This window comes from Mycobacterium sp. (assembly GCF_049278535.1).
In the GTDB taxonomy this organism is placed as follows: Bacteria; Actinomycetota; Actinomycetes; order Mycobacteriales; family Mycobacteriaceae; genus Mycobacterium.
Window position 1 is genome coordinate 1 of sequence record NZ_JBAPMI010000076.1, and the last position, 26,181, is coordinate 26,181.

Genomic DNA, 26,181 nt, shown 5'->3' on the forward strand with positions numbered 1-26,181 from the left:
ATCTTGGAGTCGCGGGCCCACTTCTCCAGCAGTGTCGTCTCGGAATACCCAGTGGTACCGACCAATTCGACCGCTTTGAGGGTGATGTCGCTACCCACCCGGCCGGCCTTGGCCTTGGACATCGACGCTTCCTTGGAGTTGGGGATCTTGTTGTCGGCCTGCCAAGCCGCGCGCAGCATCAGCAGGTAGCTGGATTCCCAGTCGGCTTCCATCCGCAGGAACTCCGCCGCGGCAGCGCTTTGCACATGTGAGGGCTTGTCGTAGGAGATCTCCACGCCCGCGTCGGTCAGGATCTTGCGCAATTCCTCGAGGGTCGCGCGGGCGATCCCGATTGCCATACCCGCCACGAGCGGGCGGGTGTTGTCGAAGGTCTCCATCACCCCGGAAAACCCTTTACCGGGCTCGATTTCCGGGTTGCCCAGCAGATTGTCTTTTGGCACGCGAGCGTTGTCGAATCGGATCACGGCGGTGTCGGAACCCTTGATCCCGAGCTTGTTCTCCAGCCGCTCCACCGTGACGCCGGGGTGTTCGCGCGGAACGACGAACGACTTGATCGCCGCCCGTCCCTTGGTCTTGTCCAGCGTCGCCCACACCACGATGTGGGTGGCCCGCGAACCGGCGGTGACGAAGATCTTCTCGCCGTTGATCACGTACTCATCGCCCTCGAGCTTGGCGGTGGTGGACACCGCCGCGGAGTCGGAGCCGAATCCCGGTTCGGTGATCGCCATCGCCGCCCAGACCCGGCCCAGCCGCTGCAACTGTTCGTCGGTCGCGACACCCGAGATCGCCGCGTTGCCCAAGCCCTGGAAGGGCATTGACAACAGCATCGCCGCGTCGCCCCAACTGGCCTCCAAAGCCTGCAGGGCCGCGCCCATGTTGGCGCCGTTGCGGTTTCCCTCGTCCTCGTCGCCGCCCCGGAAGGAGTTGGCGCCGGACATCTCGACCGTGTTCGACTCGGAGGCGCCGGCGAACAGGTCGGCCAAGGTGTCGAGCTCGACCGGATAGGCGTGCTCTTTGAGGTCGTATTTCCGGGCGATCGGCCGCATCATCTCCGCCGCACCCTGGTGGGCCTTGTCGATAATCGCGTGTAGCTTGCGGGGAAGCTCCAGATTGATTGCCATGATTGGTCTTTCGTTGCAGGTTCGGTAAACGCTTAGATGACGACTTAGATAACTACAACGCCCTCGGCGACACCGATGGCCCTCAGGTCGCGGTACCATCGCTCGACCGGGTGCTCCTTGGTGAAGCCGTGCCCGCCGAGCAGTTGCACGCCGTCCAGGCCGATCTGCATGCCCTTGTCGGCGCCGATCCGTTTGGCCAATGCGGCTTCCCGGCAGAAGGGTAGGCCTTGCTCGGCCCGGGCCGCGCCACGCCAGGTGATCAACCGCAGCCCGTCGAGTTCGATTGCGATGTTGGCGCACATGAACGCCACCGACTGGCGACGGGCGATCGGCTCGCCGAAGGCTTCACGTTCCTTCACATACGGAATGACGTAGTCGAGCACCGCGTGTGACGTGCCGACGGCCAGCGCCGCCCAGCCCAGCCGCGAAAGTGCAATGGCCTCGGAGTAATCCGCGTCGGTGGCCTCGTCCTCGCCCAACCGGGCGGTCACCGGCACCGTCACGTTGTTGAGCTCGACGTGGCCGAGTGCGGCCGCGCGGACTCCCATGCTCGGGTCGGACTTGACGGTCAGGCCGTTGGTCGATGACTCGACGATGAACAGTGCCGGCTTGCCGTTGAGTTGGGCTGCGACAATGAACAATTCGGCGTTTGTCGCAGCCGGGACCAGTGACTTGACGCCGTCGAGACGGTAACCGCTCGGCGTGCGTACCGCGGTGGTCCGCAGCGCCGTCGGGTCGAACAGCGGCTGCGGCTCGGCGATCGCCACGCAAGCCTGCGGGACGTTCTCACCGGCGAATTCCTGGAGATAGGTGGCCTGTTGGTCCGCACTGCCCCAGTGCGTGAGCGCGGCGGCGACGCCGGCCGGCGCCAGGATCGGCAGAGCCAGCCCCATGTCTCCATAGGCAAGCGCCTCGGCAACCAGCACATTGGTCACGCTGGAACGCTCCGCGGCGATGCCGTCGAAATCCTCGGGAATGTTGATCGCGGTGATGCCCAACTCGGTGGCCTTGGCGACCAGGTCCGGGGGATAGGTCGTCGCCGCATCGGCGTCATGGGCGGCCGGGCGCAAGACCTCTTCGGCGAACTGCTCGACGGTTTCGACGATGAGCTTCTGGTCGTCGTCGGGGGTCAGGTCGAAGTAGTCCTTGCCGCTGGTCTTCAGCCGGGTGGGTCCGCTACGCAGGTTCTGGACGCGCTTGAATTGGCGGCTGGTCGCTCCGGCGGTGGAGAACATCGTCCGAACGCCGTAGCGCAGCGTCCGGTTGAGCGGATCGCGCAGGTTGTACTTGTCCAGGAAATCCTGGCCGACGATCGGCGTGAGCAGGCCCAGCGCCACGTCGATTCCGGTCCGCTTGTGCTTGTACTCGCCGACGGCGGACTTGCGGCCAGCGCGTTTACGCGGGCTCGAGCCGTTATGTGCGCCGTTCGTGGGGGTCACAGTGTTTGTCATGACAGCAGCCTCGGTCGTTGGGGCAGTGCGATGACTGTATCTTACTCCGGAGTAAGATACAGGCTATTGTTAACTAGTTCACAGCTTCGTCGATGAAGCGCCCAATCGGGCCAGAACCTGCTGATGAAGTGGGCCGTTGGTCGCCAGCGCGCTACCGCCGTGCGGCCCGGGGTCGCCGTTGAGGCTGGTGAACGTCCCACCTGCCTCGCGCACCAGGACGTCCAGGGGTGCCAGGTCCCATACCGACACTTCCGGCTCGGCGGCGATGTCGACGGCGCCCTCGGCGACAAAGCAGTAAGACAAGAAGTCGCCGAAGGCGCGAACCCGCCACACTTCATCGGTCAGATCCAGGAAGCGGTCTCGCAGACCGAGCTGAGTCCATCCGGACAGGCTGGAGAACGACAAGCTGGCTGAATTCAGTTGCGCAACTGAGGAAACCGAGAGGCGACGGGCCACGCTATCACCGACTGTCACGAACGCGCCCGCGCCGGTGGCGGCCCACCAACGACGTTGCAACGCAGGCGCGCTCACCACCCCGACTTGGGGCACGCCGTCGGAGAGCAGCGCGATCAAGCTGGCCCATACCGGCACGCCTCGCACGAAGTTCTTGGTGCCGTCGATCGGGTCGATGATCCACTGCCGCCCGGCCAACGTGGTCGAGCCGCCGAACTCCTCACCGAGGACGCTGTCACCGGGACGGGCTCGGCTGAGCGTCGCCCGCAAACCCGATTCGACCGATTGATCTGCGTCGGTCACCGGCGTCAGATCCGGTTTGGTGTCGACCCGCAGGTCCAGTGCCCCGAAGCGAGCCATGGTCACCGCGTCGGCCTGGTCGGCCAGGGTCAGGGCCACCGCGAGGTCGTCGTGACTCATTCGCCGTCCTTTCGCCAAAACCGTGACGTCTATGTATGACAGCAACCCCGTTCTGGCTTCGCAGCGGGTCGCTAGTTGTAGACGATGACCGCATTCTTGCGCAATACGCGCCTGTTCGAATCCGTTCAGCTGGGGGATGCAGGATTCCAATTGCGCTATGCGCATGATCGGCGATGATTGCCATGCGCCGTCATCTTCCGTCGCCATTGGCGTCGAGGCACGCTGACCGCTCCAGAAGGGATGCCGTATGAGTGACCAAAAGCGTGGACAGGCAGCGCTTTTCGATGCATTGACCACCAAGGGTACCGCCTTTTCGGAAGTCGAGCGGCGCGAGTACGGTCTGCTGGGCCTGCTTCCAACGGTGGTCAAGACCCTGGACGAGCAGGCCGCGCATTGTTGGCACGAGTTCTCCACCCGACGCGACGACCTCGACAAGCACATCTATCTGCGTGCCTTGCAAGATCGGAACGAGACGCTGTTCTACCGGGTGCTGCGGGATCACATTTCCGAGTCGCTGCCGATCGTCTATACGCCCACCGTCGGCGAAGCCTGCCAGCGTTTCAGCGAGATCTACCGCCGGCCAAGGGGATTATTCGTTTCCTATCCGGAACGGAACCATCTCGACGAGGTGCTGCAGAACCGCCCCCAACGCGACGTGGACGTCATCGTGGTGACCGACGGGCAGCGCATCCTGGGCCTGGGTGACCAAGGTATCGGTGGCATGGGCATTCCGATCGGCAAGCTGTCGCTCTACACGCTGATCGGCGGTATCGATCCGGCGCGCACGCTGCCGATCGTGCTCGACGTCGGTACCGACAACGTCGAACTGCTCCAAGACCCGCAGTACCTCGGCTGGCGCCACCGCCGCATCGACGATGACGACTACTACGCGTTCATCGATCGCTTCGTAAGTGCGGTGCGACAGCAGCTTCCCGATGTGTTGCTGCAGTGGGAAGACTTCGCGACCGCGCACGCGCTGCCGATTCTCGGCCGTTACCGGGACAAGTTGCTGACCTTCAACGACGACATCCAGGGCACGGCCGCCGTTGCCCTCGGCGCATTGCACGGTGCCGCGAAAGTCGCCGCGCGGCCGCTGTCGCAGCAGAATGTTGTCATGTTGGGCGCCGGCTCAGCCGGCATCGGGATCCTCTACATGATCCGCCGCGAGATGGTGACCGAGGGGCTGTCCGAACATGCTGCTGCAGAACGGATCTGGGTTGTCGACGTGGTAGGTCTGCTTACCGACGACCGCAATGACCTGTCGGACGCCCAGCGTGACTTCGCGCAGCCCGCCGGACGGGTAGCCGACTGGGGGCTTGCAGGCGCGGCTCAACTCGCCGACGTCGTACGCAATGTCGACGTCGGGGTTCTGCTCGGGTTGTCCACGGCCGCCGGTGCATTCACCGAGGCGATCGTCCGGGAGATGGCCGCCAAAGTCGACCGGCCGATCATCTTCCCGCTCTCGAACCCGACCAGCCGCGCGGAGGCGCACCCAGCCGAATTGGACCGCTGGACCGAGGGACGCGCGTTGATCGCCACCGGTTCTCCCTTCGCCCCGCTGAAGCGCAAAGGTGTCGAATACCCTGTGGCGCAATGTAATAACGTCTACATTTTCCCGGCTATGGGGCTCGCCGTCACTGCCGCGCAGGCGACCCGGGTCACCGACGAGATGATGCGGGTGGCCGCGGCGACCCTCGGCGAGGCATCGCCGGCTCTCACCGATCCCGACCAGCCGCTACTGCCGTCGTGGTCCGACGCACCCGCCGTGGCCATGCGCATTGCGCATGCGGTCGCGGCGCAGGCGGTGGCAGAGGACGTCGCTCCGAAACGAAGCGGCGAGGAAATCGCCGGACGGATCGCGCAGGTGCACTGGAACCCTGCGTATCCGCCGGCGCCGGGCTGATCGCAGTGGGCCGCGGGCCGTCCGGACCTACCATGGCGACGTGTGGGAAATCCTTTCGGTGCTGTTGCTCATCTCGATCGCGGTGGGGATCTTGGCTCCGCGGTTGTTTCGTCGGGGCCCGCGCGGTGAGTCGTTGAGCGGCACGTTGCTGATCACCGGTGTCAGCCCACGGCCCGATGCGGCCGGGGAGCAGTTCGTCACGATCACCGGCGTCATCGACGGACCCACCGTCAGCGACTACACCGTCTATCTGCGCATGACCGCCGATGTCGACCGCTGGCCGGCGGTGGGGGAGCTGAAGCCGGTGGTGTATTCGCAGCGCAATCCGGACAATTGGGCTTTCGCACCGCCTGACCAGCCGGCCGACTAGGGCGGGTCAGCCGTGGCCGATGTGCAGCAGCTTGGTCAGATTCGGGAGTTTGACGCGCGGCCTGCCGTGCGGCTCGCCGGCTGATCGTTCGTGCTCGTCGATCAACTTCCAGTGCGCGTCGGTAACCAGCTTGGGTTGGCGGGAGGCCAGCCAATCGACAAGCTTGTCGGCGTGGTCGGTGCCGAAGTCGGCCAGCTCGCCGGCGCCGGTGAGGTCGGCGATCAAAGCGTTGATGGTGTCCTGCGAGTCGCTCTTGTTGGTGCCGATCACGCCGGACGGACCGCGCTTGATCCAGCCGACGACGTACTCGTTGCGACTGCCGTCGACCCGACCGTCGCTGTGCGGAATGGTCCCGCTCTTCTCGTCGAACGGCAGCCCGGCGGTGGGAACGCCGCGGTAGCCGACTGAGCGGACCACCAATTGCACCGGCAACTCCTCGCGCTCACCGGTGTCTTTCGCGGCCACCCGACCGCTGTCATCGGTGACCAGCTCGTTGTGGCCGAGCACGATCTTCTCGACCCGCTCACCGCCGGCGATCTCGATCGGTGAGGTCTGGAAGCGGAACACGATCCGGCGGTGTCCCGGCCGCAGCTCGCGGCCGACGTAGCCCTTCAGCACCTTGATGTTCTGCTTGCACACCTTGCCGACCGCTGCCGCGTCTTCTTCGCTGATGTTCTCGAAGTCGGCCGGATCGACCACTACGTCGACGTTTTCGAGGTCGGCGAGCTCACGCAGCTCAAGTGTGGTGAACGCGGCCTGCAGCGGGCCTCGGCGACCGAGGATGATGACTTCCTCCACGCCGCGAGGGCGCAGCGATTCCAGCGCGTGGTCGGCGATGTCGGTTTGGGCGAGCACGTCGGGCTCGGTCACCAGGATGCGCGCGACGTCCAATGCGACGTTGCCGTTTCCGACGACCACGGCCCGCGCACCGGACAGGTCGGGCGATATCTCCTCGAAGTGCGGGTGGGCGTTGTACCAGCCGACGAAGTCGACCGCAGCGACGCTGCCGGGCAGCTCCTCGCCGGGAATGTTCAACGGCCGATCTGCTTGCGCCCCAATCGCGTAGACGACAGCGTCGTACTGCTCGGCCAGTTCGGTGGCGCTGATGTGCTCGCCCACCACGACATTCCCGAAGAACCGAAACCGTTCGTCCTCGGCAATTTTCTCGAATTGCTTGCTGATCGACTTGATCTTCGGATGGTCGGGCGCGACCCCGGAGCGCACCAAACCCCACGGCGTCGGGAGCATCTCGAGCATGTCGACGTGGACGTCGATGTGGTCGTCGGAGTCGGCGGCTTTGAGCAGCGAGGCCGCGGCGAAGAATCCGGAGGGACCTGAGCCGACGATCGCTACGTGGTAGGGACGCATAATCCCCGATGCTAAACGCCCGCCCCGCCGGTCCGCGGCTAGTCGCACCGGCTGTCTCATTTGCCCGGCCGGTAACGTGATCAGGCGTGGACCCCGACCGTCAGGCCGATATTGCAGCACTTGACTCCACTCTGACCACGGTGGAGCGGGTGCTCGACGTCGACGGTTTGCGCAGTCGGATCGACAAGCTGGAGCATGAGGCGGCCGATCCCAATCTGTGGGACGACCAGGCCCGCGCGCAACGCGTCACCAGTGAGCTTTCCCACACTCAAGGTGAGTTGCGACGTGTGGAAGGACTGCGCCAACGACTCGACGATCTGCCGGTGCTCTACGAACTGGCCGAAGAGGAGAGCAGCGAAGACGCGAAAGCCGAGGCCGACGCTGACCTCAAGGCGCTGCGCGCCGACATCGAGGCGATGGAAGTGCGAACGCTGCTGTCCGGCGAGTACGACGAGCGGGAAGCGCTGCTCAATATCCGCTCCGGCGCCGGCGGTGTGGACGCCGCCGACTGGGCCGAGATGCTGATGCGGATGTACATCAGGTGGGCCGAGCAACACAAATATCCCGTTGAGGTGTTCGATACGTCTTACGCCGAAGAGGCCGGGATCAAAAGCGCCACCTTCGCCGTGCACGCCCCCTACGCGTACGGCACGCTGTCGGTCGAGCAGGGCACCCACCGGCTGGTGCGGATCAGTCCGTTCGACAACCAGAACCGACGGCAGACGTCGTTCGCCGAAGTCGAAGTGCTGCCGGTGGTAGAGACGACGGATCACATCGAGATTCCCGAGGGCGATTTGCGGGTTGACGTGTACCGGTCCAGTGGTCCGGGCGGCCAGTCGGTGAACACCACCGACTCCGCGGTTCGCTTAACCCACATCCCGACAGGTATCGTTGTGACTTGTCAGAACGAGAAGTCGCAGCTTCAGAACAAAGTGGCAGCGATGCGAGTTCTTCAGGCAAAGTTGTTGGAACGCAAGCGTTTAGAAGAACGCGCCGAACTCGACGCCTTGAAGGGCGACGGCGGCAGCTCCTGGGGTAACCAGATGCGGTCTTATGTGCTGCATCCGTATCAAATGGTCAAAGACCTGCGTACCGAGTACGAGGTGGGCAACCCGACTGCGGTCCTCGACGGAGACATCGACGGATTCCTGGAAGCGGGAATCCGGTGGCGTAACAGAAAAGATGACGACTAAAACGACGTATCTAGCGACAACCACCGCGCAGCGCTGGCACGACTTCTGGCACGGCGACATAGGCCAGTGGATCGTCTCTCGCGGTCTGCGGGTGACCATGGTGGTGGTCGGCGCGATACTGGCGGTCCGATTTGTCACCTGGGTCGCCGATCAAATCGCCCGGCAACTCGACGAACGTTTCGTCGAGAGCGATGCGTTGGTGCGGTCTGAGGTGAGCAAGCACCGGCAAGCATTGGCGTCGGTCGTCCAGTGGGTGTCCATAGTCTTCATCGCAATCTGGGGCATCGTCCGGATCGCCGACGTCCTCGACTTCTCCGTCACAGGCTGGGTTGCGCCGGCGACCGTGATCGGTGCCGCGCTTGGCTTCGGCGCTCAGCAGGTGGTCAGGGACCTCTTGGCGGGGTTCTTCATCATCGTCGAGAAGCAATACGGCTTCGGCGACCTGGTCACACTGACCGTGGTGTCGACGACCGAAGCCAGCGGCACGGTCGAGAATGTGACGTTGCGGGTGACCCGCCTGCGTTCCCCGAACGGCGAGGTGTTGACCATTCCGAACGGCCAGATCGTCCAGGCGATCAACCAGTCCAAGGACTGGGCACGCGCAGTCATTGACATACCGGTCTCCACCACCGTCGACCTCAACCGGGTCGGCGAGGTGCTGCGCCACGAGTGCGAGCACGCCCTGGAGACCCCGAGGCTTGGCGAGTTGTTGTTGGATGCGCCCACCTTGATGGGCGTGGAAAGCATTCAGGTCGATACCGTCACCCTGCGGATGGTGGCTCGCACACTGCCCGGTAAGCAGTTCGAGGCCGGCCGTCAGCTACGCGTCTTGGTTATCCGGGCGCTGGCCCGAGCGGGCATCGTGACCGCGGCCGATGCGAAGGTCGGCGTCGTCGACGGCCCCGGTGTCGAGGTGGCGGCGGCCGAGCAGGAAGAGTACGAAAAATCCCACGACCCGGTGCAGCGCTGATGAAGCTCACGCTCAGTCTTCTGGAAAATCACCGCCGCGATGCGGATCGGCACTGGCCGCGCTACATCTTCGGCGGGCATGTCCGGACGTCGACGCTGATATTGATCATCGCGTTTTTCCTCACGTGGTGGGCTTACACCACCTACCGGCCGCACCCGCCTCCACCGGTGGTGCCGCAGGTGGTGCCGCCCGGCTATGTTCCTGACCCCAACTACACCTGGGTGCCGCGCACCCGGGTGCAGACGCCGACGTCCGACACGCCGACCACCACGGTCCCGACCACGACACCGCCGACCACGCCTCCTACGTCGACAACGCCGCCGCCGCTGATCCCGTCGATTCCGCCGTTCGTCTTGCCGCCGCCGTTCGGTCCGCCGCCCTCGGCGACCTCGCCGGGTCCCGTGCCGACGCCATCGCCCGCGCCACCGCTGCTGCCCGGCCTGCCCGGATGACGCGTACTGCCTCCGCAGCGCGCCGCGTCATCCGGACACCTGACGTTCACGGTTACACTGGCGACCCGTGATGATCACCCTCGACCGTGTCACCAAGCAGTACAAGTCGTCGGCGCGGCCAGCGCTCGACAACGTCAATGTCAAGATCGACAAGGGTGAATTCGTCTTCCTCATCGGCCCGTCCGGATCGGGCAAGTCGACGTTCATGCGGCTGCTACTCGGGGCCGAGACACCGACCAAGGGCGATGTCCGGGTCTCGAAGTTTCACGTCAACACGCTGCCCGGACGGCACATCCCGAAGCTGCGGCAGGTGATCGGCTGTGTCTTCCAGGACTTCCGCCTGCTGCAGCAGAAGACGGTGTTCGAAAACGTCGCCTTCGCACTCGAGGTCATCGGCAAGCGCCCCGATGTGATCAACCGGGTGACGCCCGACGTGCTCGAGATGGTGGGGCTGTCCGGCAAGGCCGGCCGACTGCCTCACGAGCTGTCCGGTGGCGAGCAGCAGCGGGTGGCCATCGCCCGTGCGTTCGTCAACCGGCCGCTGGTCCTGCTGGCCGACGAGCCCACCGGCAACCTCGACCCGGAGACCAGTAACGACATCATGGATTTGCTCGAGCGGATCAACCGCACAGGGACCACCGTGCTGATGGCCACTCACGACCACCACATCGTCGACACGATGCGTCAGCGCGTCGTGGAGCTGTCGTTGGGCAGGTTGGTGCGAGACGAACAGCGCGGTGTCTACGGGATGGACCGTTAAGTGCGCTTCAGCTTTCTTTTCAACGAGGTCCTGACCGGTCTTCGTCGCAATGTCACGATGACGGTCGCGATGATTCTGACCACCGCAATCTCGATCGGGCTTTTCGGCGGCGGCCTGTTGGTGGTTCGACTGGCCGACCACTCACGCAGCATCTATCTCGACCGGGTCGAGACGCAGGTCTTTCTCACCAACGACATTTCGGCCGACGACGCCAACTGTGAGAGCGCGCCGTGCAAGGCGCTGCGCGAGAAAATCGAGAAGCGCAACGACGTCAAGTCGGTTCGGTTCCTCAACCGCCAAGACGCCTACAACGACGCCATCCGCAAGATCCCGCAATTCAAGGATCTGGCAAGCAAGGACGCATTCCCGGCGTCCTTCATCGTCAAGCTCGAAAATCCCGAGCAGCACGCTGAATTCGACGCCGCGATGCAAGGCCAGCCCGGAGTCGACCATCTGCTCAATCAAAAGGAGTTGATCGACCGGCTGTTCGCCGTGCTCGACGGCTTGTCCAACGCCGCCTTCGCCGTCGCGTTGGTACAGGCGGTCGGGGCGATTCTGTTGATTGCCAACATGGTTCAGGTCGCTGCCTATACCCGCCGCACCGAGATTGGCATCATGCGGTTGGTTGGCGCCACCCGCTGGTATACCCAGCTGCCGTTCCTCGTCGAGGCCATGGTCGCGGCGACGCTCGGCGTCGTCATCGCGATCGCCGGGCTCATGGTTGTGCGAGCCTTGTTCCTGGACAGCGCGTTGCGGCAGTTCTACCAAGCGCACCTGATCTCCAGGGTCGACTACGCCGACATCCTCTACATCTCGCCGCTGCTTCTCTTGGTGGGTGTCGCGATGGCCGGGGTTACGTCGTACGCAACGCTGCGTCTATACGTGCGGCGGTAGCGGTGGCCAAAAAGTCGCCGAACAAATCTGTGCCGGCCCGGCAGATTCTGGCGACCAATCGCAAGGCGCGACACAACTACTCGATCCTGGATGTGTATGAGGCCGGAGTGGTTTTGCTCGGCACTGAAGTTAAAAGCCTGCGCGACGGTAAGGCCTCGTTGGCCGACGCGTTCGCAACGGTCGATCAGGGCGAAGTCTGGTTGCGTAACCTGCACATTCCGGAATATCACCATGGCAGCTGGACTAACCACGAGCCGCGCCGCAACCGGAAACTACTTCTCCACAGGCACCAAATCGATGTACTCATCGGCAAAATCAAGGATGGTAACCTCGCGCTCGTTCCGTTGTCGCTGTATTTCTCCGAAGGAAAAGTCAAGGTGGAGCTTGCATTAGCGCGCGGTAAGCAAGCGCACGACAAGCGGCAGGACATGGCGCGTCGCGACGCCCAGCGCGAAGTGATTCGCGAATTGGGCAGACGATCCAAGGGCATGAGCTGATCGGGGCGGAGTACGCCCAGCTTTCCGCAGTCAGCTACGGCGTCAGTGATTTCGTTGGGGGAGTAGCTTCCCGACGCGCGGCTGCGCTGCGCATCATGCTGGTGACCTACCCGCTCGCAACGTTGTTGCTGGGGGTGTTGGCAGTCACGGCCGGGGGACCGATCCTTCCGGGTGCGGTGCTGTGGGGTTCGCTGTACGGGATCAGTCAAGCGGTCGGCGTGTACTGGTTCTATGCCGCGGTGAGCGCCGGACCGATCTCCGTAGTCTCGCCGCTAGCCGCGGTGCTCAACGCTGCTGTGCCTGTTGCCGTCGGTGTGGCGCTCGGCGAAAGACCCGGCGAGACAGCGTCATTGGGCGTCGTACTGGCGATGTTCGCGGTGATTCTGGTGAGCCGGGAGTCGGCGGACGACGCAGATGTCCGGACGCACAAGTTCACCAGCAAGGTCGCCTGGCTGACGATCGGATCGGGCGTGGCGTTCGGACTGGATTTCGTTCTGCTGCACCAGGCTCCGGTGGTCTGCCGAATGTGGCCGCTGTTCTTTGCCCGGGCCGCAGCGACAGTGCTGGTGCTCGTCGTGGCGGCGTTCAGCAAGAATCTCCAACTTCCGTCCAGCACGCCGCTGCGGCTGGCGGCCGCCGCCGCGTTGCTGGATACCTGCGCAAACGTCAGCATGCTGCTGGCCATCCAGAAATGGATGCTGTCGTTGGCCAGCATCTTGATATCGCTGTACCCGGCGACCACGGTCATCCTGGCGATCATCGTGTTGCGCGAGCGATTGACTCGCTGGCAGGCGATCGGCATGGTGTTGGCGGCAGTATCGGTAAGCATGATCGCTGCTGCGTGACGTCGGTCTAGCATCAGGCGGCATGAGCAGCGTCACCATCGTCGACAAGTCCGAAGTCTTGTCGGGTCTGTTTGGCACCTGGTACAGCCTCGATCAATTGCTGAGCGGCTTGTCCGAGCAGCAGTGGCAGACGCCGACGCCGCTGCCCGGCTGGTGCGTGCACGACGTGGTGGCCCACATGATCGGCACCGAATCGGCGTTGCATGGACTCGGCGCACCCAACGCCGACATTGATGCCGCGACGCTGGACCACGTGCGAAACGACGTGGGTGTCGCCAACGAAGCCTGGGTTCGTCATCTCAGCCCAGAATCGGGCGCCGCACTCCTCGAGCGGTTCCGTTCGATAACCGCGGATCGCCGGCAGCGCCTGAACGATATGTCCATCGACGACTGGAACGCACCGACGCCGACGCCGGTCGGTATGGAGAGCTTCGGCCGGTTCATGCGGGTGCGGTTGTTCGACTGCTGGATGCATGAGCAGGACATCCACGACGGCGTGGGCCTTCCGTCATCCGAGGTGGAGCTGAGCGGCCCGGGCGCGCGGCTGTCGTTGGACGAGATCGCCGCAACGATGGGCTTCGTGGTCGGCAAACTCGGTAAAGCCCCCGAGGGATCACGAGTTGCCATCGAACTGACCGGGCCCCAGGCGCGGACCATCCGCGTCGCAGTCGATGGTCGCGCGCAGGTGGTGGACGACTTCGGCGGGTTGGACCCGACCTCCACCATCCACCTCGATGGACTGCTGTTCGCCCGGTTGGCCGGCGGGCGCACCGACGACACAACCGGCGTCGAGCTCGGCGGTGACACAGCGGTTGCCGCTCGCATCGTGGAGCATCTCAATTTCGTGATCTGAGCAGCGGCCTGTCGGGATGGATCGTCCCTGACCTGCGGTTGAAAAGCGCGTATTATGAGTTGTCTTGCCGAAAATCGGCAGGGGCGCGAGGGGCTGAACGGTTTCGACTTCGCGCATCGAATCAAGGGAAGCGTGCCGGTGCAGGCAAGAGACCACCGTAAGCGTCGTTGCAACCATATAAGCGCCGATTCACATCAGCGCGACTACGCACTCGCTGCCTAAGCGACTGCGTGTCTGTCAGACCGGGAGCGCCCTCGGCCCGGACCCTGGCATCAGCTAGAGGGACAAACCTACGGGTTCGGTCGCGGGACCCGTAGGGACATCAAACAGCGACTGGGATCGTCATCTCGGCTTGTTCGCGTGACCGGGAGATCCGAGTAGAGGCACAGCGAACTGCGCACGGAGAAGTCTTGAGGGAATGCCGTAGGACCCGGGTTCGATTCCCGGCAGCTCCACAACAGAAGAAGCAGGTCAGGGCGTATCTCCGCCCTGGCCTTCTTCCTTCTTGGGCACATTTGGGCACATCCTGACACCAGGTCGTCCATCTTGTCGGCTACGTCATCAAGGTCGTCGGGAAACAGGTGGCCGTACTGATCGAGGGTCATCGTCGCCGACTTGTGGCCAGCGAGCCGCTCGCGAGGGCTGGGCGCTGCACTTCGCCGATCCCGACCACCGTTCCGGGCGGAGCTCCGGCGACACTGGCACGCCGGCTGGCGAGATGGCCGCGAATATCATCATTTCGGGTTGATGGCAGATAGGATTCCCACCGCGCGCGGCCACAGTCGCTGGTTTCCGGCGACGATAAAGGCTGTTCAATCAGCGACAACGCCGCCACACTCAAGTAGGCGACCCCGTTCTGCGTATTGCAAAACCAGCGTTTTGGTGTACACCTGCGAGGAACCTTCCCCGCTGATCAGTGCGCCCGGTTACTTGAGACACGTTATTGCCGCGCGATTTCGAGCTTTTTGGACCACGTCATGCCGGCCATGACGCCGCCGTCGCAGATAATGTCGGTGCCGGTGAGATATCCGGCCCTATCACTGGCACAGAACGCTAGAAGTTCGGCGATTTCGCCAGGTTGGCCGAAACGCTTCAGGGCGCCGATCTGAGCCAGCGCTCCCGCGCCGACGTCGGCTTCGAGCTGACCCATGGCAGTGTCAAACGATCCTGGTGAGACCGATAGCACCCGAGCGCCTGAGGACCCGAACTGGGCAGCAAGTGCCTTGCTGTACCAGATTACGAAACTCTTGCTCAGCACGTAAGCCAGCTGCGCCCGCCGTGATTCGGGCAACCGGTTGCACATAGCCAGCAAGTCGGAGTGAAACCGTTCGATGTCGGTCCGTGACTTTTTATAGCGTCGAGTCGGGGTGAGAAAACGCGGAAGCTGGTGCCCGGCGACGGACGCCACGTTGACCAGGGCCATACCCCGTCTCGCGATACCAAGGAAGGCCTCGTTGATCAACACCGTACCGACCGCGTTGATCTTCAAGATCAGCTCGGCTGAGCCCATGCTGGGGCTCACCCCAGCGGTGTGGACAACTGAGACAACGGTGCCGAGTTCCTTTGCGCGTTGCACTAATTGGCCTACTGACGCAGGATCGGTGACGTCGCAGATGGTCGCAGCACAGTCGATTCCGGCGTTGACGAGTTCACTCTGGGCGCCCTCCACACGCTCTTGGCTGACGTCACTGATCAGCACAGTAGCCTCGCGCCCAAGCGCGTGAGCAACGGCCAGGCCCATCCCCCCGGCGCCGCCAGTTACCACCGCTACGTTCGTCATTGCCGATTGGACTCCTGCCGTCGTGTCGAGCACGTATGCGAACTGCTGTTGGACGTAGCCTGCGCTCGAGCGCGCTCAGCAGACGCGCACGACCTTCCGCCACCGTTGGGCCGCGGTCTGGTCGGGCCCATTCTCCATTCCCTTCGTACGTCAAACACGCTGACCACTATCGGAAGCAGTCCTTCGAGGAGGCTTTTCCGTCGACGACTCGGACTGCTATAAGACGGGCTCACGGAGAGCGTCGTATGAAACTATCGTTTGTTTCAGCGAGGGGCAAGCATACGAGTGGACAAGAGCAGCGGATGAGTAGATCAGTTGTGTTAGTGACGGACGGAGCTTCGGTGTCGGCGCGGCAATTGCGGCCGCTTAAGGACCGACGGCCTCATGGTCACTACGTTCGATCTGTCGCCGTTGACGCTCCGGGATCGCTCCGCGTCGATGACGAGATCCCGACGACCCGTTAAGCCAACGGTCCAGCACACTTTCGACCCTGGCACATTCCGCGACACCGGCGGTCGTGAGAGCGCAGCGGGATCGCGCCGGTTGCACGCTGCGACCGCAACCACTGCCAAGACATCCCAAGGTCTCCATCGGGAGCCCTAGTCTCCTCCGGTGTTTTAATGATCATCGCGTAACGCAGCTATACGGCGGCGTCTGGAAGGGGAATCGCGAACAGAGCGTCACCATACCTTGCGTGGCGACCGAGACAAACGTTAGTTTGATGACTGGCCGTTTACTGATCGTTATTCGGATGGAGCTGCACGTGGGCGTGTTGATTATGTTGGGCACGCTCTTCGGGCTCGTCGCGGTAGTGGTGGGCCTGGTAGCCCGGTTCGATCCCGAAGCCCGCAGTGCACGGAGCCACACCGGGGGTGCCGAATGATCCTGGCGGCACAGATCGGAACTCTGTTCGCCTACATCGGCGGTACCGTCTTCGTGGCGGCGGGCTTGTATCGATCAGTGCGCCGTCGGCGTCTCGATTCATTACTGCTGGTGTGTATCTCGGCGATCTCGTTTTCCTGGTTGGAGGCGCCTTACGACTGGTCGATGTACGCACAGTTCCCGCCGTTCATGCCACGGATGCCGTCCTGGTGGCCGTTCAACATGACCTGGGGCGGCCTCCCGGCCGCTGTACCGCCGGGATATATCGCGTACTTCGTGCTCCCAACTCTTGTCGGTGCCGCATTGGGTCGTACTTTGGCTGCGAAATGGGGATGGCGCCGGCCGTTTGCGCTGTTGGGGTGCGGTTTGATGGTTGGGTTCGCGTGGGCGTTGACGTTCAACGCGGTCATCGGCGCTCAACTGGGAGTGTTCTACTACGGGTACGTGATCGGCGGCCTGGCGATCTTCGAGGGCACCCGTAGCCAGTACCCGCTATACGACGCGTTGGCGATGGGGATTCTAGTGATGGTTTTCGCCTACCTCCTAGGAAGAACGGACCCGACAGACCGGACGGTCATTGAGCAGTGGTCGGATTCGAAGACCCGCAGTCGGCTCGCGGCGGGTGTCCTTTCGGTCGTCTCGTTCATCGTCATCGGCCACGCGGTCTACGGCGCGGTCTTCGCGCCTCACCTGATCACCAAGCTCGCCGGTCTGGTCAACGTCAGCTCGAACATACAGTTGTACTCGGATGTTCCGAACCAACCGCACTGACCGACGCACACGGTGTTGATGGACTCGACTGCGCCGAGGGTTGATTCTGTCGACAGAGATGGTTCACACAGGAATACTTCACCTCGGTACCGCAGATTCGTTTGCGCCCCTTGGCCGTTGGAGATGGCTCGGACGACGCTGTTGATTTTCGCCGGTGAACTCCGGTTGAGCCGCTGCGATTCTCGGCTGAGTCCCCTTCAGCGCGAGGATGATTGACGCGACCGTCGCGGCGACGTCGCGCTCGCGTATCGGCCCTGCCTTTGGGGCCTTGGGCATGATGCGGATGTGCTCCGTACCCTTGGCCACACCTTCGATGAACGACGCGGAACCGCACATGCCGATAGGGCAACGATGGTCAGGGCGAGTAGGTGACCCCGGTCAGATCCTCAGACAGCGCCCACAGCCTTCTCTGCGCGTCGATGTCGTATGACGCCTTGCTGGACTTGACCACCTCAGGGTGGCCACGGTGCCCACCTAACCCGTCGGGGCCGAGGTACTGCCCACCGAGAACCTCCGGATCAGTCGCTGCGCGCAGCGACGGCAGCGCACCGAGCGAGGGAGGCTGCGCCAACACCGGTCCCGCGATCGCGAAGAACTGGCGGAACGGTGTCGGCATCTCACGACTGAACTCGGTGTTCGAACCACCGGGATGTGCGGCGACCGCGATGGTCCCGCTGCCTTGTACCCGTCGCTGGAGTTCGTAGGTGAACAGGAGGTTCGCGAGCTTGGACTGACCGTAAGCGCCGAACCGGCTGTACTCACGTTCCCACTGCGCATCGTCGAAGCGAATACCGCTGGACAAACGATGGCCCAGGCTGCTGACCGTTACCACGCGGGACCCCGGTGTTGCCAGCATGCGATCGAGCAGTAAACCGGTGAGCGCGAAATGACTCAGATGATTGGTGCCGAAGTGCATTTCGAAGCCGTCCGCAGTAGTGGCCTTGGGTGCGAGAACCACGCCCGCGTTGTTGATCAGCACATCGATGGTGTCAAGGTGGGATGTGAGCGCCTCGGCCGCAGCGCGGACGGATGCCAGCGAGCACAAATCGAGAACTTGCAGTTCGACCCTCGCGGCCGGGTACGCCGCCCTAATGCGGCGAATTGCGTTCTCGCCCTTCTCGAGATTGCGCACCGCGAGGACGACTCGCGCCCCGTTGGCGGCGAGCGCCGTCGCCGTCTCGAACCCCAGACCGGTGTTGGCGCCGGTGATGATCGCCGTTCGACCCTTCTGGTCCGGTATGTCAGCGACTGTCCACTTGCGCATGAGGCCCCTTTCGCGAGTGTCTCGCTGACTCCTGCTGGCTGTCCGGGCCAGCGCAGACGACTACGATTACCACCCTGGCCTCAACGAGTCGTCTAGAGCCACAGATACATTCCGGCGAGGACGAGCCACAAAGCGAGGCAATAGGTTTCGAAGATACCTCTGAGAATCAACGGCGCTTCGCGCAGCTCCATGAAATCCAGCCCGACATAGCGCACCTTGATCAACGCCAGTGCCAGTACCCACAACGCGACCCCCGAACCAATGCCGTGGTCGAAACCGATCGTGAACGACACCAGCGTCGCCATGACCAGACCCAGCCAGACGACAGTGGATCGGGCGCGGAACAAGGACGAGGTCATGCTCAACTCACGAGGTAGATCAGCGGGAACAGGACGATCCAGAGGAGGTCGACCAGATGCCAAAAGCAGCCGCCGCCTTCGATGAATGCCATTCTGGTCGGGCTCGGTGCGGCGACACGCGCCGCAAAGAGTAGCGATATGAGAACCACGATCCCGATCAGAACGTGCAGCAGGTGCAACCCGGTAAGGACGTAGTAGTACATGTAGAAGCTGTTCTCGGTAGGCACGTGTCCTTCGCCGACCTTGGACGAGTACTCGACGATTTTCAGACCCACAAAGGCGAGACCGCACGCGAGCGCTCCCGCCAATAACGTCCGAGCGGCTGGGCGGGCGCCAGCTCGGACGGCTCGAATCGCGGTGACCACGAGTAGAGAGCTCGTCAGAAGAATCACGGTATTCGCCAAGCCGATGCCGACATTCAGAGTATGGCGCGACGCGTCGAACAGTTCGGGGGCCTGTGCGCGTTGGTACATGAACAGGACGAAGAAAACGGCGAAAACCAGCATGTCGCCGAATAGCAGTATCCACACCCCTGGCTCTCCAGGAACGCGGCCAGGAGAGGCCTCATTGGGCTCGACTGTCTTTGAGACCTCGTTTTCGTCGACCAGCTTCATGCCGCCGGCTCCCACGTTTGCGCAGCGGCGCGCTCCTCTCTCTCCGTGGCTTCGATGTCGACGGCCTTGACTAGGAGGAACACGGTCGGGACGATCCAGACGAAGAATGCACTGACCGGAATCCACCACGCGATGATCCCGTTCCAGCCCAGCGGTCCACTTTGAATAACGTAGACACAACCACCTGGAAGGACGAGGAGTGCCATCCACAGGCTGAGGTATCCGTACCATCGCGGGAAGGTTGGGACGGCGCGCTTGTCGATGAACACTGCCAACGCGAGGATCAATCCCTGCAACACGAGGGGCCCGACGATGCCGACCAGCAGCAGCCAGAACATGTCGCTGAGTGCCTGAATAGCTTGGGGGTCGCGATCGGGTCGGTACGCGGCGGCGACGCCGAACACCATGGCCAGAGTGAACACGAACGGGAACGTCACCGAGAGAATGACCTCGGTAATCGACATTACGCCCCAGTAGCCTTCGATTCGGCGCACCTGCCGGCAAAGCAGCGCGAACACGGGTGTCATGAACCACATACCGAGGATGGTCAGTCCCAGTCCCAGGCGGATCGCGAAGTGATTGTCGACGTACCACTGGGCAGTCTGCTCCGCCGTAAAACCCGGATTGATCGGCGGAAGCACGCCCGCTATCAGGCCGAACGTAATCCCGAAGACCACCAACATGGCCAGCGTCGACCACGCGGCCGCCTTCTCGATCTTCACATGCATAGGCGCTCCTGTCGTTGAATTCACCTGTCCCCGCACCGTGTCCGCGCATTCTCGGCACCATCGCCGAGCGTGACGACCGCACGTCGGCTAGCCCGTCAGACTGGCGATGACCCTGAAACACTGCGCGTGGGTTCCGGACTGCGGCGCAACAGCCATCCTGTCGGAACGAATGCTATCTTCAGTCCGCTCGAATTGGTAGATCAATCGTTTGTTTCGCTCAGAACGAAGATTGTAGCCGTGGCCCAGACACGGCTTTGGTCACTCCGATCTGCGGGCGGCGGCTACCCGCCAGCAGAAGGCGCTGAGATGACAAGTCGATGGAATATTGTTGCCGGGCATGGTATTCGATGGGATCGGCCACACACGACGATGTTGATCGCAGCAAGGGTGAGACGCGGGCGTGTGGACTGATCGTTCACCGTCTCAATCGCCCCCTGAAGACGGAAATCGTCGCCGCGGAACGTCACCGCTTGCGAACGCCCCGCAACCACGTGTCGCGGGCGAGGGTCAGCGCGTCGGGGGCGGCCATTGACTCGACGATGCTCTGCGGGATCCACAGGACGCTGATCACGCAACGCGACAGCACTTCCAGTGACGTCTCCTCATTCCGGATGGCGCCGCTGTTAATGCCCTCGGAGAGCAGGCTCTTCAATCTCCGCATGCGATTAGCGAAGGCGAAACCGGGGTTCGGGGTGTCCGGAGGCGACTGTCGCATCCATGCCTGTTGAATCTTGAACTCGTCGGGAAAGTGCTTGACCGCGTTGATGTGGACCCAGCTCAGTGCGTCCATCTTCTCGATTGGAGACGAATCCGCGTTCAAGACACCCGAATAGCCCGCTGTGAGCCGCGAGCCGAACGATCGCATGATGAACGCGAGCATCTCCGGCTTGCTGCCCGCCACCCGCGTCAGTTTTCCGAGGCTCACACCCGCTGCGGCTGCGATCTCACGCACCGTCGTGATCTCGTACCCGCGCCTGCCGAACTCCGTGCGCGCCGCCGCGAAGATCCGATCGGCCTCGACGGTGAAATCGTCGGTGTCCGATGCAGAGTCTCCCCATGAGCGAACGGCATCCGAAGCCGCCGCGAGCGCCTTCGAATTATCGAGTGTGGAATACCGCGGAGGCCGACGCGCCAGACCATTCAGGATGATTCGACAGAGGACGCCCGCCACCCGTTCGGACGCGGCCTTGTGGCGAACGACGTCGAGCCCGACCGTCACCATCGTTTGAAACACGCGATCCGCTAACGCAATCAGGTCGACCTCCGGCCTGACCGCTCCGAAATCCCGCGCCGAAGTAAGCGTTCGCAGCACCGCTTCGTTTATCAATTCCGGAGGGTTCTTCAGTAATTCGACGAGTTCCGGTAGCTCGCTCGGCGAATCGTAGAAGGTCATCTGCAGCGCCGCGCGATGCGCAACCGCGCAGTTCGCGATATCGGTACTTAGTCGCTCGATATCCCCGACGACGGTGCGGGCGTTCGACCGCCCCAGCCGGTGTAGCGCTTCCTCGCCGATGAGGTTCATTTCGGCGTAGTAGCGGCCCACCAGTTCGACCAGGATGGCGTCCTTGGAATCGAAGTGGTGATAGAGACTGCCCTTCAACAAGCCCGTGGCGTCCGCGATCTCACGCATTGATGTGCGCAACCCGTGGTCAGCGAGCATGGTCGCAGCGACTTCGAGGATCTGAGACCTCCGCGCACCAGTTGCATCGGTGTCCACCGACACCGGGGTGTGGCGCGAATTGGCGTTCTTACGGCCTAGGTCGTTGTCGATGGCGAGTCTCCCGATCGGTCACGGTGCGCAGGCCCGGATGATCATCGATCCGGTGCGCTCGCGACGGCGCACCGCTTGGATGAGCCCACTGCGGACTTGCTGGTGGTGAGATTAGCAGTCGGTGCGTGGTGACCTGGACCAACTCGCGCGGACTCAGGCGGGGAGACCCTTCGCGAGATCCATTACTGTGACGGCCTCAGTGCCCGTCTTCCTCAATCGTTCGGATGACCTGAAACCCAGATCGACGTCTGTGGCCTGAGCTCGAAGCGCGCCCACAGTGAGTTCATCCTTCGGTAGATGCCTAAACATCTCGAAGGAGTACAAGCGGAGGGCGTTTGAGTGCGTGATCCTGTTCACCTCGTCGTCTGGCACGTTGGTGAGATACCCGGCCAGGACCTCGGGGGACCGGGGCCAGGTGGCATCCGAATGCGGATAGTCGCATTCCCAGGTCACCATGTCGAGGTTGAGATGATGCCGACTCTCGACGCCGAAGGCGTCGTCGATGAAGCAGAGAGCGACCCGATCCAGGAAGACCTCACTGGGCAACCTGCCGCCGAAGTCCTGGTGCGTCCACGCGCGGTGCATGGTGTAGACGCGGTCGATGCGCTCGAGGAAGTAGGGCACCCATCCGATGCCGCCCTCGGACAGGGCAAACGTGACGTCGGGGAATCGCCGCAGCATCGGTGACCAGATGAGGTCGGCCGCGGCCTGCACGATGCTCATGGGTTGCAGCGTCATCATGGTGTCGACGGGCGCATCCGGCGACGTGATCACGACTGACGACGACGAACCGATGTGGAGGTTGACCACGGTGTTCTCGTCGCTGCAGGCTCTCCAGAACGGATCCCAGTGGGGATCGTGCAACGACGGGTACCCCAGCTTCGTCGGGTTCTCGGAGAACGTCACCGCGTGGCATCCTTTCTTCGCCACGCGCCGCACCTCCTCCGCCATTAGCGTGGGATCCCAGATCGGCGGCAGGGCTTGCGGAATCATCCGTTCTGGATACGCGCCGCACCACTGGTCGATATGCCAGTCGTTGTACGCCCGCAGCACGGCCAATCCGAGATCCTTGTCCTGCGCGCGAGCGAAGTACTGTCCGCAGAATTGCGGAAAGGACGGGAAGTTCATAGCGGCCGCAACGCCGTTCGCGTTCATGTCGCGGATGCGCTCGTGGATGTCGTAACAACCCTCTCGGATCTCCGAGAGCTTGGTTGGCTCCGTGCCGTACTCCTCAGGCGGCCTTCCTGCAACCGCGTTGAGACCGACGTTCGTAGCTTCCTGCCCTTCGAAAACCCATGCGTCGGTGCCGTCTTCGCGTTGGATGAGCTTGGGGACGTCGTTCTTGTACTTCGCCGGGATGTGCTTGTCGAACAGGTCGGGCGGTTCGACCAGGTGATCGTCTACGGACACTAGTACGAGATCCTGCATCTCCACGTCGAACTCCCTTGAACTGAGGCTTGTCGCCCAAAGGGACACGATTTGGCGGGCGACGGCATCGGACTGCACGCGGTTGTCCTGCTCTTGCGGAGAAGCCTATTACGATACAAGCGTTTGGTCAATCAGAAGATCTGCGCCGGTTGCGATTGTCTCGCAATAGTTTCGGACCCTCATTGACGATAGGGGGAAGAGCGGCTACGGTCGAAACAAACGTTAGGGAACGGCTTCGCCGAACCAGATCAAGCCCGGCCGGGCAGACGAGAAGCTCGAAGCGAAGGAACCCATGTCATGACGCCGGTGAAGGCGATCGACCTTTACTACGACCCGTTCGACTTCGATATCGACGACGATCCCTACCCAGTGTGGAAGCGGATGCGTGAGGAAGCGCCGCTGTATCACAACGAGAAGTACAACTTCTACGCACTCAGCCGTTACGACGACGTAGCACGGGAACTTCCGAACTGGGACACCTATCGCTCCGGGCGCGGCACGACCGCAGACATCCTGTTCAACAACATCGAGATTCCGCCGGGAATCCTGCTCTTCGAGGACCCGCCGCTTCACGACCTGCATAGACGGCTGCTATCGCGTGTGTTTACCCCCCGCAGGATGCTGGCTGTCGAGAATCTGGTACGCGGCTTCTGTGCGCGAGCCCTCGACCCGTTTGTGGGTGCGGGCGGCTTCGATGTCATCGCCCATCTTGGAGCGATGATGCCGATGCAGACGATCGGTTATCTTCTCGGCATCCCGGAGGGCGATCAGGCCAACATCCGCGACACTAACGGCGTATCGCTGGAACTGGCATCGGGTGCTACGCCTGGCGAGGCGAGCTCGAAGGTCTTCGAAGAGTCGATCACGTTGTTCGCGGAGTACATCGAGTGGCGAGCCGCCCATCCGTCCGACGACCTGATGACGGACCTGCTCGAGGCGGAAGTCGAGGAGTCCGACGGCACCAGGCGCCGATTGTCGCGCACGGAGGTTCTGTCGTACACCGCGATGATCGCCGGCGCGGGGAACGAGACGACCGCGCGTCTCATCGGCTTCATGGCGCAGCTGCTCTCCGATCACCCGGACCAGCGTCGTGAACTCGCCGCCGATCCCAGCCTCATCCCGGGGGCGATCGAGGAGACGTTGCGATTTGAGCCGCCCTCTCCGGTGCAGGCGCGCTACGTTGCACACGAGGCATCGCATTACGGGCAGGTGGTGCCCGAGGGGTCGTTCATGCTGCTGCTCAACGGGTCTGCAAATCGCGACGACCGCCGCTTCTCCAATCCCGACGTGTATGACATCCACCGCGGGGGCAGTCATTTGAGCTTCGGACAGGGATTGCATTTCTGCTTGGGATCGGCGCTGGCCCGGTTAGAAGCGAGAGTCGCGTTCGAAGAGGTGCTGAAACGTTGGCCCGATTGGGAGGTTGATTACGCCAACGCCGAGAGGGCGCACACTTCGAGTGTCCGGGGCTGGTCACGACTGCCGGTGTCTACCGCATGATGTTGCAGCACAAACCCTTCCGGGTGTTCAAGTCAAATTTCAGCTCGTCAGCGATCGCAAATTCGCGGCTCACTCACCCGCCTGTTGATTCGAGAGGAAATCGTGGAGACATTCGAGACGGTGGATTACTTCAGTGATGCTGGATTGATCACCGACCCATACCCATATTTCAACCACCTGAGGGGTCAGTGTCCGGTGCTTCCGGGGGGGCCCGCGGGTGTCGTCACCGTCACCGGCCATGAGGAGGCGGTGTCGGCCTACAAGAATTCTGCGCTGTCGGCCGCCACATCGCTGGTCGGTCCGTTCGCTCCGCTGCCATTCGAGGCCGAGGGGGATGACATCACTGCCCTCCTGGACGAGCACCGCGGACAGATTCCGATGGCAGAACACGTTTCGTCGATGGATCCTCCCCAGCACACGCGGACCCGCGGCCTGTTGAGCAGATTGCTCACACCGAAGCGACTCCGGGAGAACGAAGAGTACATCTCGCGGTTGGTCGACGAGAAACTCGATTCATTCGTCGCCGACGGACGGTGCGAATTCCTGGAGACCTACGGCAAGCCGCTGTCGATGCTCGTCATTGCCGACCTGCTCGGCGTTCCGGAGGAGGATCACGCCGAGTTCAATGCGGTGCTCGCCACCTCGGTCGTCGCGGGAGCTGCCGTGGCCGCGCTCAACCCACTGCAATTCCTTGACGACAAGTTCAACGAGTACATCACCGCCCGGCGTCAGCAGCCGCGCGACGATGTCCTGACGGAGCTGGCCCAGGCTCGGTACGAGGACGGCGAGGTCCCCGCGATCGACGAGGTTGTCAAGCTGGCGACGTTCCTCTTTGCCGCGGGACAGGAAACGACGACGAAGCTCCTGTCTCAGGCGGTGCGAAATCTCGGCGAGTTCCCCGACGTTCAGGAACGACTGCGCGCTGACCGTTCGCTCATCCCGGTGTTCCTGGAAGAGACTCTGCGACTGGAAAGCCCGGTGAAAAGCCACTTCCGGATCGCCAAGACCACCACGGCGATCGGGGACTGCCCCATCAAGGCGGGTACGACCATCATGTTGCTGCCCGGTGCCGCGAATCGAGATCCCCGAAAATTCGATCGGCCCGACGAATTTCAACTCGATCGGAAGAACGTGCGCGAACACGTCGCCTTCGCGCGCGGGCCCCACTCCTGCCCCGGCGCACCCTTGGCCCGAACGGAAGCGCGGATATCGATCGATCGAATGCTCGACAAGATGGCGAACATCCGGATCTCCGAAGAACATCATGGGCGCGCCGAATCGCGCACGTACGACTACGAACCGACGTTCATCATGAGGGGACTGACCAAGCTGCACATCGAGTTCGATCCGATTGGTTAGCCTCGAGCCTCTGCGAATCCGCTCCACGGTTCGGGTACTGGTTCCGCACGAAACAGCCTGACTACCAATCAAACACCAATCTGGAGGTTTCGATGTCCTACGAGAGCACGGCCGAACCGATCAAGATCGGCTACCTGATGGACTTCCTTCTCGGCGACTATCCGAAGGAGATGTA

Annotated in this window: 25 protein-coding genes and 1 other RNA gene; 15 read left to right on the plus strand and 11 right to left on the minus strand. The window is 62.8% G+C overall.

Features of this window, described 5'->3' with window-relative positions; all coding sequences use genetic code 11:
* The 3 genes from WAO18_RS04450 to hisN all read right to left on the minus strand — a co-directional run.
* The coding region (locus tag WAO18_RS04450) for an acyl-CoA dehydrogenase family protein (RefSeq protein WP_422204200.1) at positions 1 to 1,121 on the minus strand (1,121 nt) is incomplete at its 3' end.
* Positions 1,122 to 1,165: 44 nt separating this feature from the next.
* A complete protein-coding gene (locus WAO18_RS04455; RefSeq protein ID WP_422204202.1) occupies positions 1,166 to 2,572 on the minus strand; it encodes an acyl-CoA dehydrogenase family protein in 1,407 nt (468 codons plus the stop codon).
* A gap of 78 nt (positions 2,573 to 2,650) precedes the next feature.
* On the minus strand, positions 2,651 to 3,445 hold the full coding sequence (hisN, locus tag WAO18_RS04460) for a histidinol-phosphatase (RefSeq protein ID WP_422204204.1): 795 nt from the start codon (positions 3,443 to 3,445) through the stop codon (positions 2,651 to 2,653).
* 247 nt (positions 3,446 to 3,692) lie between these two features.
* Between hisN and WAO18_RS04465 the strand changes: the two genes are divergently transcribed.
* Positions 3,693 to 5,348 carry an NAD-dependent malic enzyme gene (locus tag WAO18_RS04465; RefSeq protein ID WP_422204205.1) on the plus strand — a complete coding sequence of 552 codons (1,656 nt, stop codon included), beginning with the start codon at positions 3,693 to 3,695 and terminating at the stop codon, positions 5,346 to 5,348.
* A 49-nt stretch (positions 5,349 to 5,397) separates the two neighbouring features.
* On the plus strand, positions 5,398 to 5,718 hold the full coding sequence (locus WAO18_RS04470) for a hypothetical protein (protein WP_422204236.1): 321 nt from the start codon (positions 5,398 to 5,400) through the stop codon (positions 5,716 to 5,718).
* A 6-nt stretch (positions 5,719 to 5,724) separates the two neighbouring features.
* On the opposite strand, the gene WAO18_RS04475 is transcribed toward WAO18_RS04470, so the two are convergent.
* The gene (locus tag WAO18_RS04475; protein ID WP_422204206.1) at positions 5,725 to 7,086 is read right to left on the minus strand and encodes an FAD-dependent oxidoreductase; all 1,362 of its coding nucleotides are present in this window, start codon (positions 7,084 to 7,086) and stop codon (positions 5,725 to 5,727) included.
* Positions 7,087 to 7,172: 86 nt separating this feature from the next.
* Here WAO18_RS04475 and prfB point away from each other — a divergent pair, with 86 nt between their 5' ends.
* The 9 genes from prfB to ssrA all read left to right on the plus strand — a co-directional run bounded on the left by prfB (position 7,173) and on the right by ssrA (position 14,008).
* The gene (prfB, locus tag WAO18_RS04480; RefSeq protein ID WP_422204207.1) at positions 7,173 to 8,279 is read left to right on the plus strand and encodes a peptide chain release factor 2; all 1,107 of its coding nucleotides are present in this window, start codon (positions 7,173 to 7,175) and stop codon (positions 8,277 to 8,279) included.
* Positions 8,269 to 9,249, plus strand: coding sequence for a mechanosensitive ion channel family protein (locus WAO18_RS04485; protein ID WP_422204209.1), 981 nt, complete (start codon positions 8,269 to 8,271; stop codon positions 9,247 to 9,249). The genes prfB and WAO18_RS04485 overlap by 11 nt, the downstream gene beginning before the upstream one ends.
* Positions 9,249 to 9,701 carry a hypothetical protein gene (locus WAO18_RS04490; protein ID WP_422204210.1) on the plus strand — a complete coding sequence of 151 codons (453 nt, stop codon included), beginning with the start codon at positions 9,249 to 9,251 and terminating at the stop codon, positions 9,699 to 9,701. Before WAO18_RS04485 ends, WAO18_RS04490 begins: the two co-directional genes overlap by 1 nt.
* Before the next feature lie 70 nt (positions 9,702 to 9,771).
* Entirely contained in the window at positions 9,772 to 10,461 is a 690-nt protein-coding gene (gene ftsE, locus WAO18_RS04495) for a cell division ATP-binding protein FtsE (protein WP_422204237.1), read from the plus strand.
* Entirely contained in the window at positions 10,462 to 11,355 is an 894-nt protein-coding gene (gene ftsX / locus WAO18_RS04500; RefSeq protein ID WP_422204212.1) for a permease-like cell division protein FtsX, read from the plus strand.
* A gap of 29 nt (positions 11,356 to 11,384) precedes the next feature.
* Positions 11,385 to 11,852, plus strand: coding sequence for an SsrA-binding protein SmpB (gene smpB, locus WAO18_RS04505; protein ID WP_422204239.1), 468 nt, complete (start codon positions 11,385 to 11,387; stop codon positions 11,850 to 11,852).
* The gene (locus WAO18_RS04510) at positions 11,849 to 12,697 is read left to right on the plus strand and encodes an EamA family transporter (protein ID WP_422204241.1); all 849 of its coding nucleotides are present in this window, start codon (positions 11,849 to 11,851) and stop codon (positions 12,695 to 12,697) included. Before smpB ends, WAO18_RS04510 begins: the two co-directional genes overlap by 4 nt.
* Before the next feature lie 22 nt (positions 12,698 to 12,719).
* Positions 12,720 to 13,550 carry a maleylpyruvate isomerase family mycothiol-dependent enzyme gene (locus WAO18_RS04515; protein WP_422204214.1) on the plus strand — a complete coding sequence of 277 codons (831 nt, stop codon included), beginning with the start codon at positions 12,720 to 12,722 and terminating at the stop codon, positions 13,548 to 13,550.
* Positions 13,551 to 13,639: 89 nt separating this feature from the next.
* Positions 13,640 to 14,008, plus strand: a transfer-messenger RNA (tmRNA) gene (ssrA, locus tag WAO18_RS04520).
* Positions 14,009 to 14,490: 482 nt separating this feature from the next.
* Here the strand turns inward: ssrA and WAO18_RS04525 are convergent.
* Positions 14,491 to 15,330, minus strand: a complete 840-nt coding sequence (locus tag WAO18_RS04525) for an SDR family oxidoreductase (RefSeq protein ID WP_422204216.1) — start codon at positions 15,328 to 15,330, stop codon at positions 14,491 to 14,493.
* A 721-nt stretch (positions 15,331 to 16,051) separates the two neighbouring features.
* On the opposite strand from WAO18_RS04525, the gene WAO18_RS04530 reads away from it, so the two are divergent.
* Both WAO18_RS04530 and WAO18_RS04535 read left to right on the plus strand, forming a co-directional pair.
* Positions 16,052 to 16,213: a hypothetical protein gene (locus WAO18_RS04530; RefSeq protein WP_422204242.1), complete on the plus strand. Its 162-nt coding sequence runs from the start codon at positions 16,052 to 16,054 to the stop codon at positions 16,211 to 16,213.
* Positions 16,210 to 16,983: a spirocyclase AveC family protein gene (locus WAO18_RS04535; protein ID WP_422204218.1), complete on the plus strand. Its 774-nt coding sequence runs from the start codon at positions 16,210 to 16,212 to the stop codon at positions 16,981 to 16,983. The genes WAO18_RS04530 and WAO18_RS04535 overlap by 4 nt, the downstream gene beginning before the upstream one ends.
* A 355-nt stretch (positions 16,984 to 17,338) precedes the next feature.
* Here the strand turns inward: WAO18_RS04535 and WAO18_RS04540 are convergent, their stop codons facing one another.
* The 6 genes from WAO18_RS04540 to WAO18_RS04565 all read right to left on the minus strand — a co-directional run bounded on the left by WAO18_RS04540 (position 17,339) and on the right by WAO18_RS04565 (position 23,153).
* Positions 17,339 to 18,247 (minus strand): SDR family NAD(P)-dependent oxidoreductase, encoded by a 909-nt coding sequence (locus WAO18_RS04540; RefSeq protein WP_422204220.1) that lies wholly within the window; start codon positions 18,245 to 18,247, stop codon positions 17,339 to 17,341.
* A gap of 92 nt (positions 18,248 to 18,339) precedes the next feature.
* Positions 18,340 to 18,606 (minus strand): cytochrome C oxidase subunit IV family protein, encoded by a 267-nt coding sequence (locus tag WAO18_RS04545; protein WP_422204222.1) that lies wholly within the window; start codon positions 18,604 to 18,606, stop codon positions 18,340 to 18,342.
* Positions 18,607 to 18,608: 2 nt separating this feature from the next.
* Positions 18,609 to 19,220, minus strand: a complete 612-nt coding sequence (locus WAO18_RS04550; protein WP_422204224.1) for a cytochrome c oxidase subunit 3 family protein — start codon at positions 19,218 to 19,220, stop codon at positions 18,609 to 18,611.
* Positions 19,217 to 19,942, minus strand: a complete 726-nt coding sequence (locus WAO18_RS04555) for a hypothetical protein (RefSeq protein WP_422204226.1) — start codon at positions 19,940 to 19,942, stop codon at positions 19,217 to 19,219. Before WAO18_RS04555 ends, WAO18_RS04550 begins: the two co-directional genes overlap by 4 nt.
* Before the next feature lie 469 nt (positions 19,943 to 20,411).
* A complete protein-coding gene (locus WAO18_RS04560) occupies positions 20,412 to 21,665 on the minus strand; it encodes a TetR/AcrR family transcriptional regulator (protein WP_422204228.1) in 1,254 nt (417 codons plus the stop codon).
* A gap of 207 nt (positions 21,666 to 21,872) precedes the next feature.
* Positions 21,873 to 23,153, minus strand: a complete 1,281-nt coding sequence (locus WAO18_RS04565) for an amidohydrolase family protein (protein ID WP_422204230.1) — start codon at positions 23,151 to 23,153, stop codon at positions 21,873 to 21,875.
* Positions 23,154 to 23,444: 291 nt separating this feature from the next.
* On the opposite strand from WAO18_RS04565, the gene WAO18_RS04570 reads away from it, so the two are divergent.
* Positions 23,445 to 24,647, plus strand: coding sequence for a cytochrome P450 (locus WAO18_RS04570; protein WP_422204232.1), 1,203 nt, complete (start codon positions 23,445 to 23,447; stop codon positions 24,645 to 24,647).
* Positions 24,648 to 24,749: 102 nt separating this feature from the next.
* Positions 24,750 to 26,006 (plus strand): cytochrome P450, encoded by a 1,257-nt coding sequence (locus WAO18_RS04575; protein WP_422204234.1) that lies wholly within the window; start codon positions 24,750 to 24,752, stop codon positions 26,004 to 26,006.
* Positions 26,007 to 26,181 lie beyond the last annotated feature (175 nt).

What these genes read in the sequence shown, in the direction of transcription:
- WAO18_RS04455 (WP_422204202.1), bottom strand. Translation starts at nt 2,572, where the DNA reads ATGACAAACACTGTGACCCCCACGAACGGCGCACATAACGGCTCGAGC.
- hisN (WP_422204204.1), bottom strand. Translation starts at nt 3,445, where the DNA reads ATGAGTCACGACGACCTCGCGGTGGCCCTGACCCTGGCCGACCAGGCC.
- WAO18_RS04465 (WP_422204205.1), top strand. Translation starts at nt 3,693, where the DNA reads ATGAGTGACCAAAAGCGTGGACAGGCAGCGCTTTTCGATGCATTGACC.
- WAO18_RS04475 (WP_422204206.1), bottom strand. Translation starts at nt 7,086, where the DNA reads ATGCGTCCCTACCACGTAGCGATCGTCGGCTCAGGTCCCTCCGGATTC.
- WAO18_RS04485 (WP_422204209.1), top strand. Translation starts at nt 8,269, where the DNA reads ATGACGACTAAAACGACGTATCTAGCGACAACCACCGCGCAGCGCTGG.
- WAO18_RS04490 (WP_422204210.1), top strand. Translation starts at nt 9,249, where the DNA reads ATGAAGCTCACGCTCAGTCTTCTGGAAAATCACCGCCGCGATGCGGAT.
- ftsE (WP_422204237.1), top strand. Translation starts at nt 9,772, where the DNA reads ATGATCACCCTCGACCGTGTCACCAAGCAGTACAAGTCGTCGGCGCGG.
- WAO18_RS04515 (WP_422204214.1), top strand. Translation starts at nt 12,720, where the DNA reads ATGAGCAGCGTCACCATCGTCGACAAGTCCGAAGTCTTGTCGGGTCTG.
- WAO18_RS04525 (WP_422204216.1), bottom strand. Translation starts at nt 15,330, where the DNA reads ATGACGAACGTAGCGGTGGTAACTGGCGGCGCCGGGGGGATGGGCCTG.
- WAO18_RS04530 (WP_422204242.1), top strand. Translation starts at nt 16,052, where the DNA reads ATGACTGGCCGTTTACTGATCGTTATTCGGATGGAGCTGCACGTGGGC.
- WAO18_RS04535 (WP_422204218.1), top strand. Translation starts at nt 16,210, where the DNA reads ATGATCCTGGCGGCACAGATCGGAACTCTGTTCGCCTACATCGGCGGT.
- WAO18_RS04540 (WP_422204220.1), bottom strand. Translation starts at nt 18,247, where the DNA reads ATGCGCAAGTGGACAGTCGCTGACATACCGGACCAGAAGGGTCGAACG.
- WAO18_RS04545 (WP_422204222.1), bottom strand. Translation starts at nt 18,606, where the DNA reads ATGACCTCGTCCTTGTTCCGCGCCCGATCCACTGTCGTCTGGCTGGGT.
- WAO18_RS04550 (WP_422204224.1), bottom strand. Translation starts at nt 19,220, where the DNA reads ATGAAGCTGGTCGACGAAAACGAGGTCTCAAAGACAGTCGAGCCCAAT.
- WAO18_RS04570 (WP_422204232.1), top strand. Translation starts at nt 23,445, where the DNA reads ATGACGCCGGTGAAGGCGATCGACCTTTACTACGACCCGTTCGACTTC.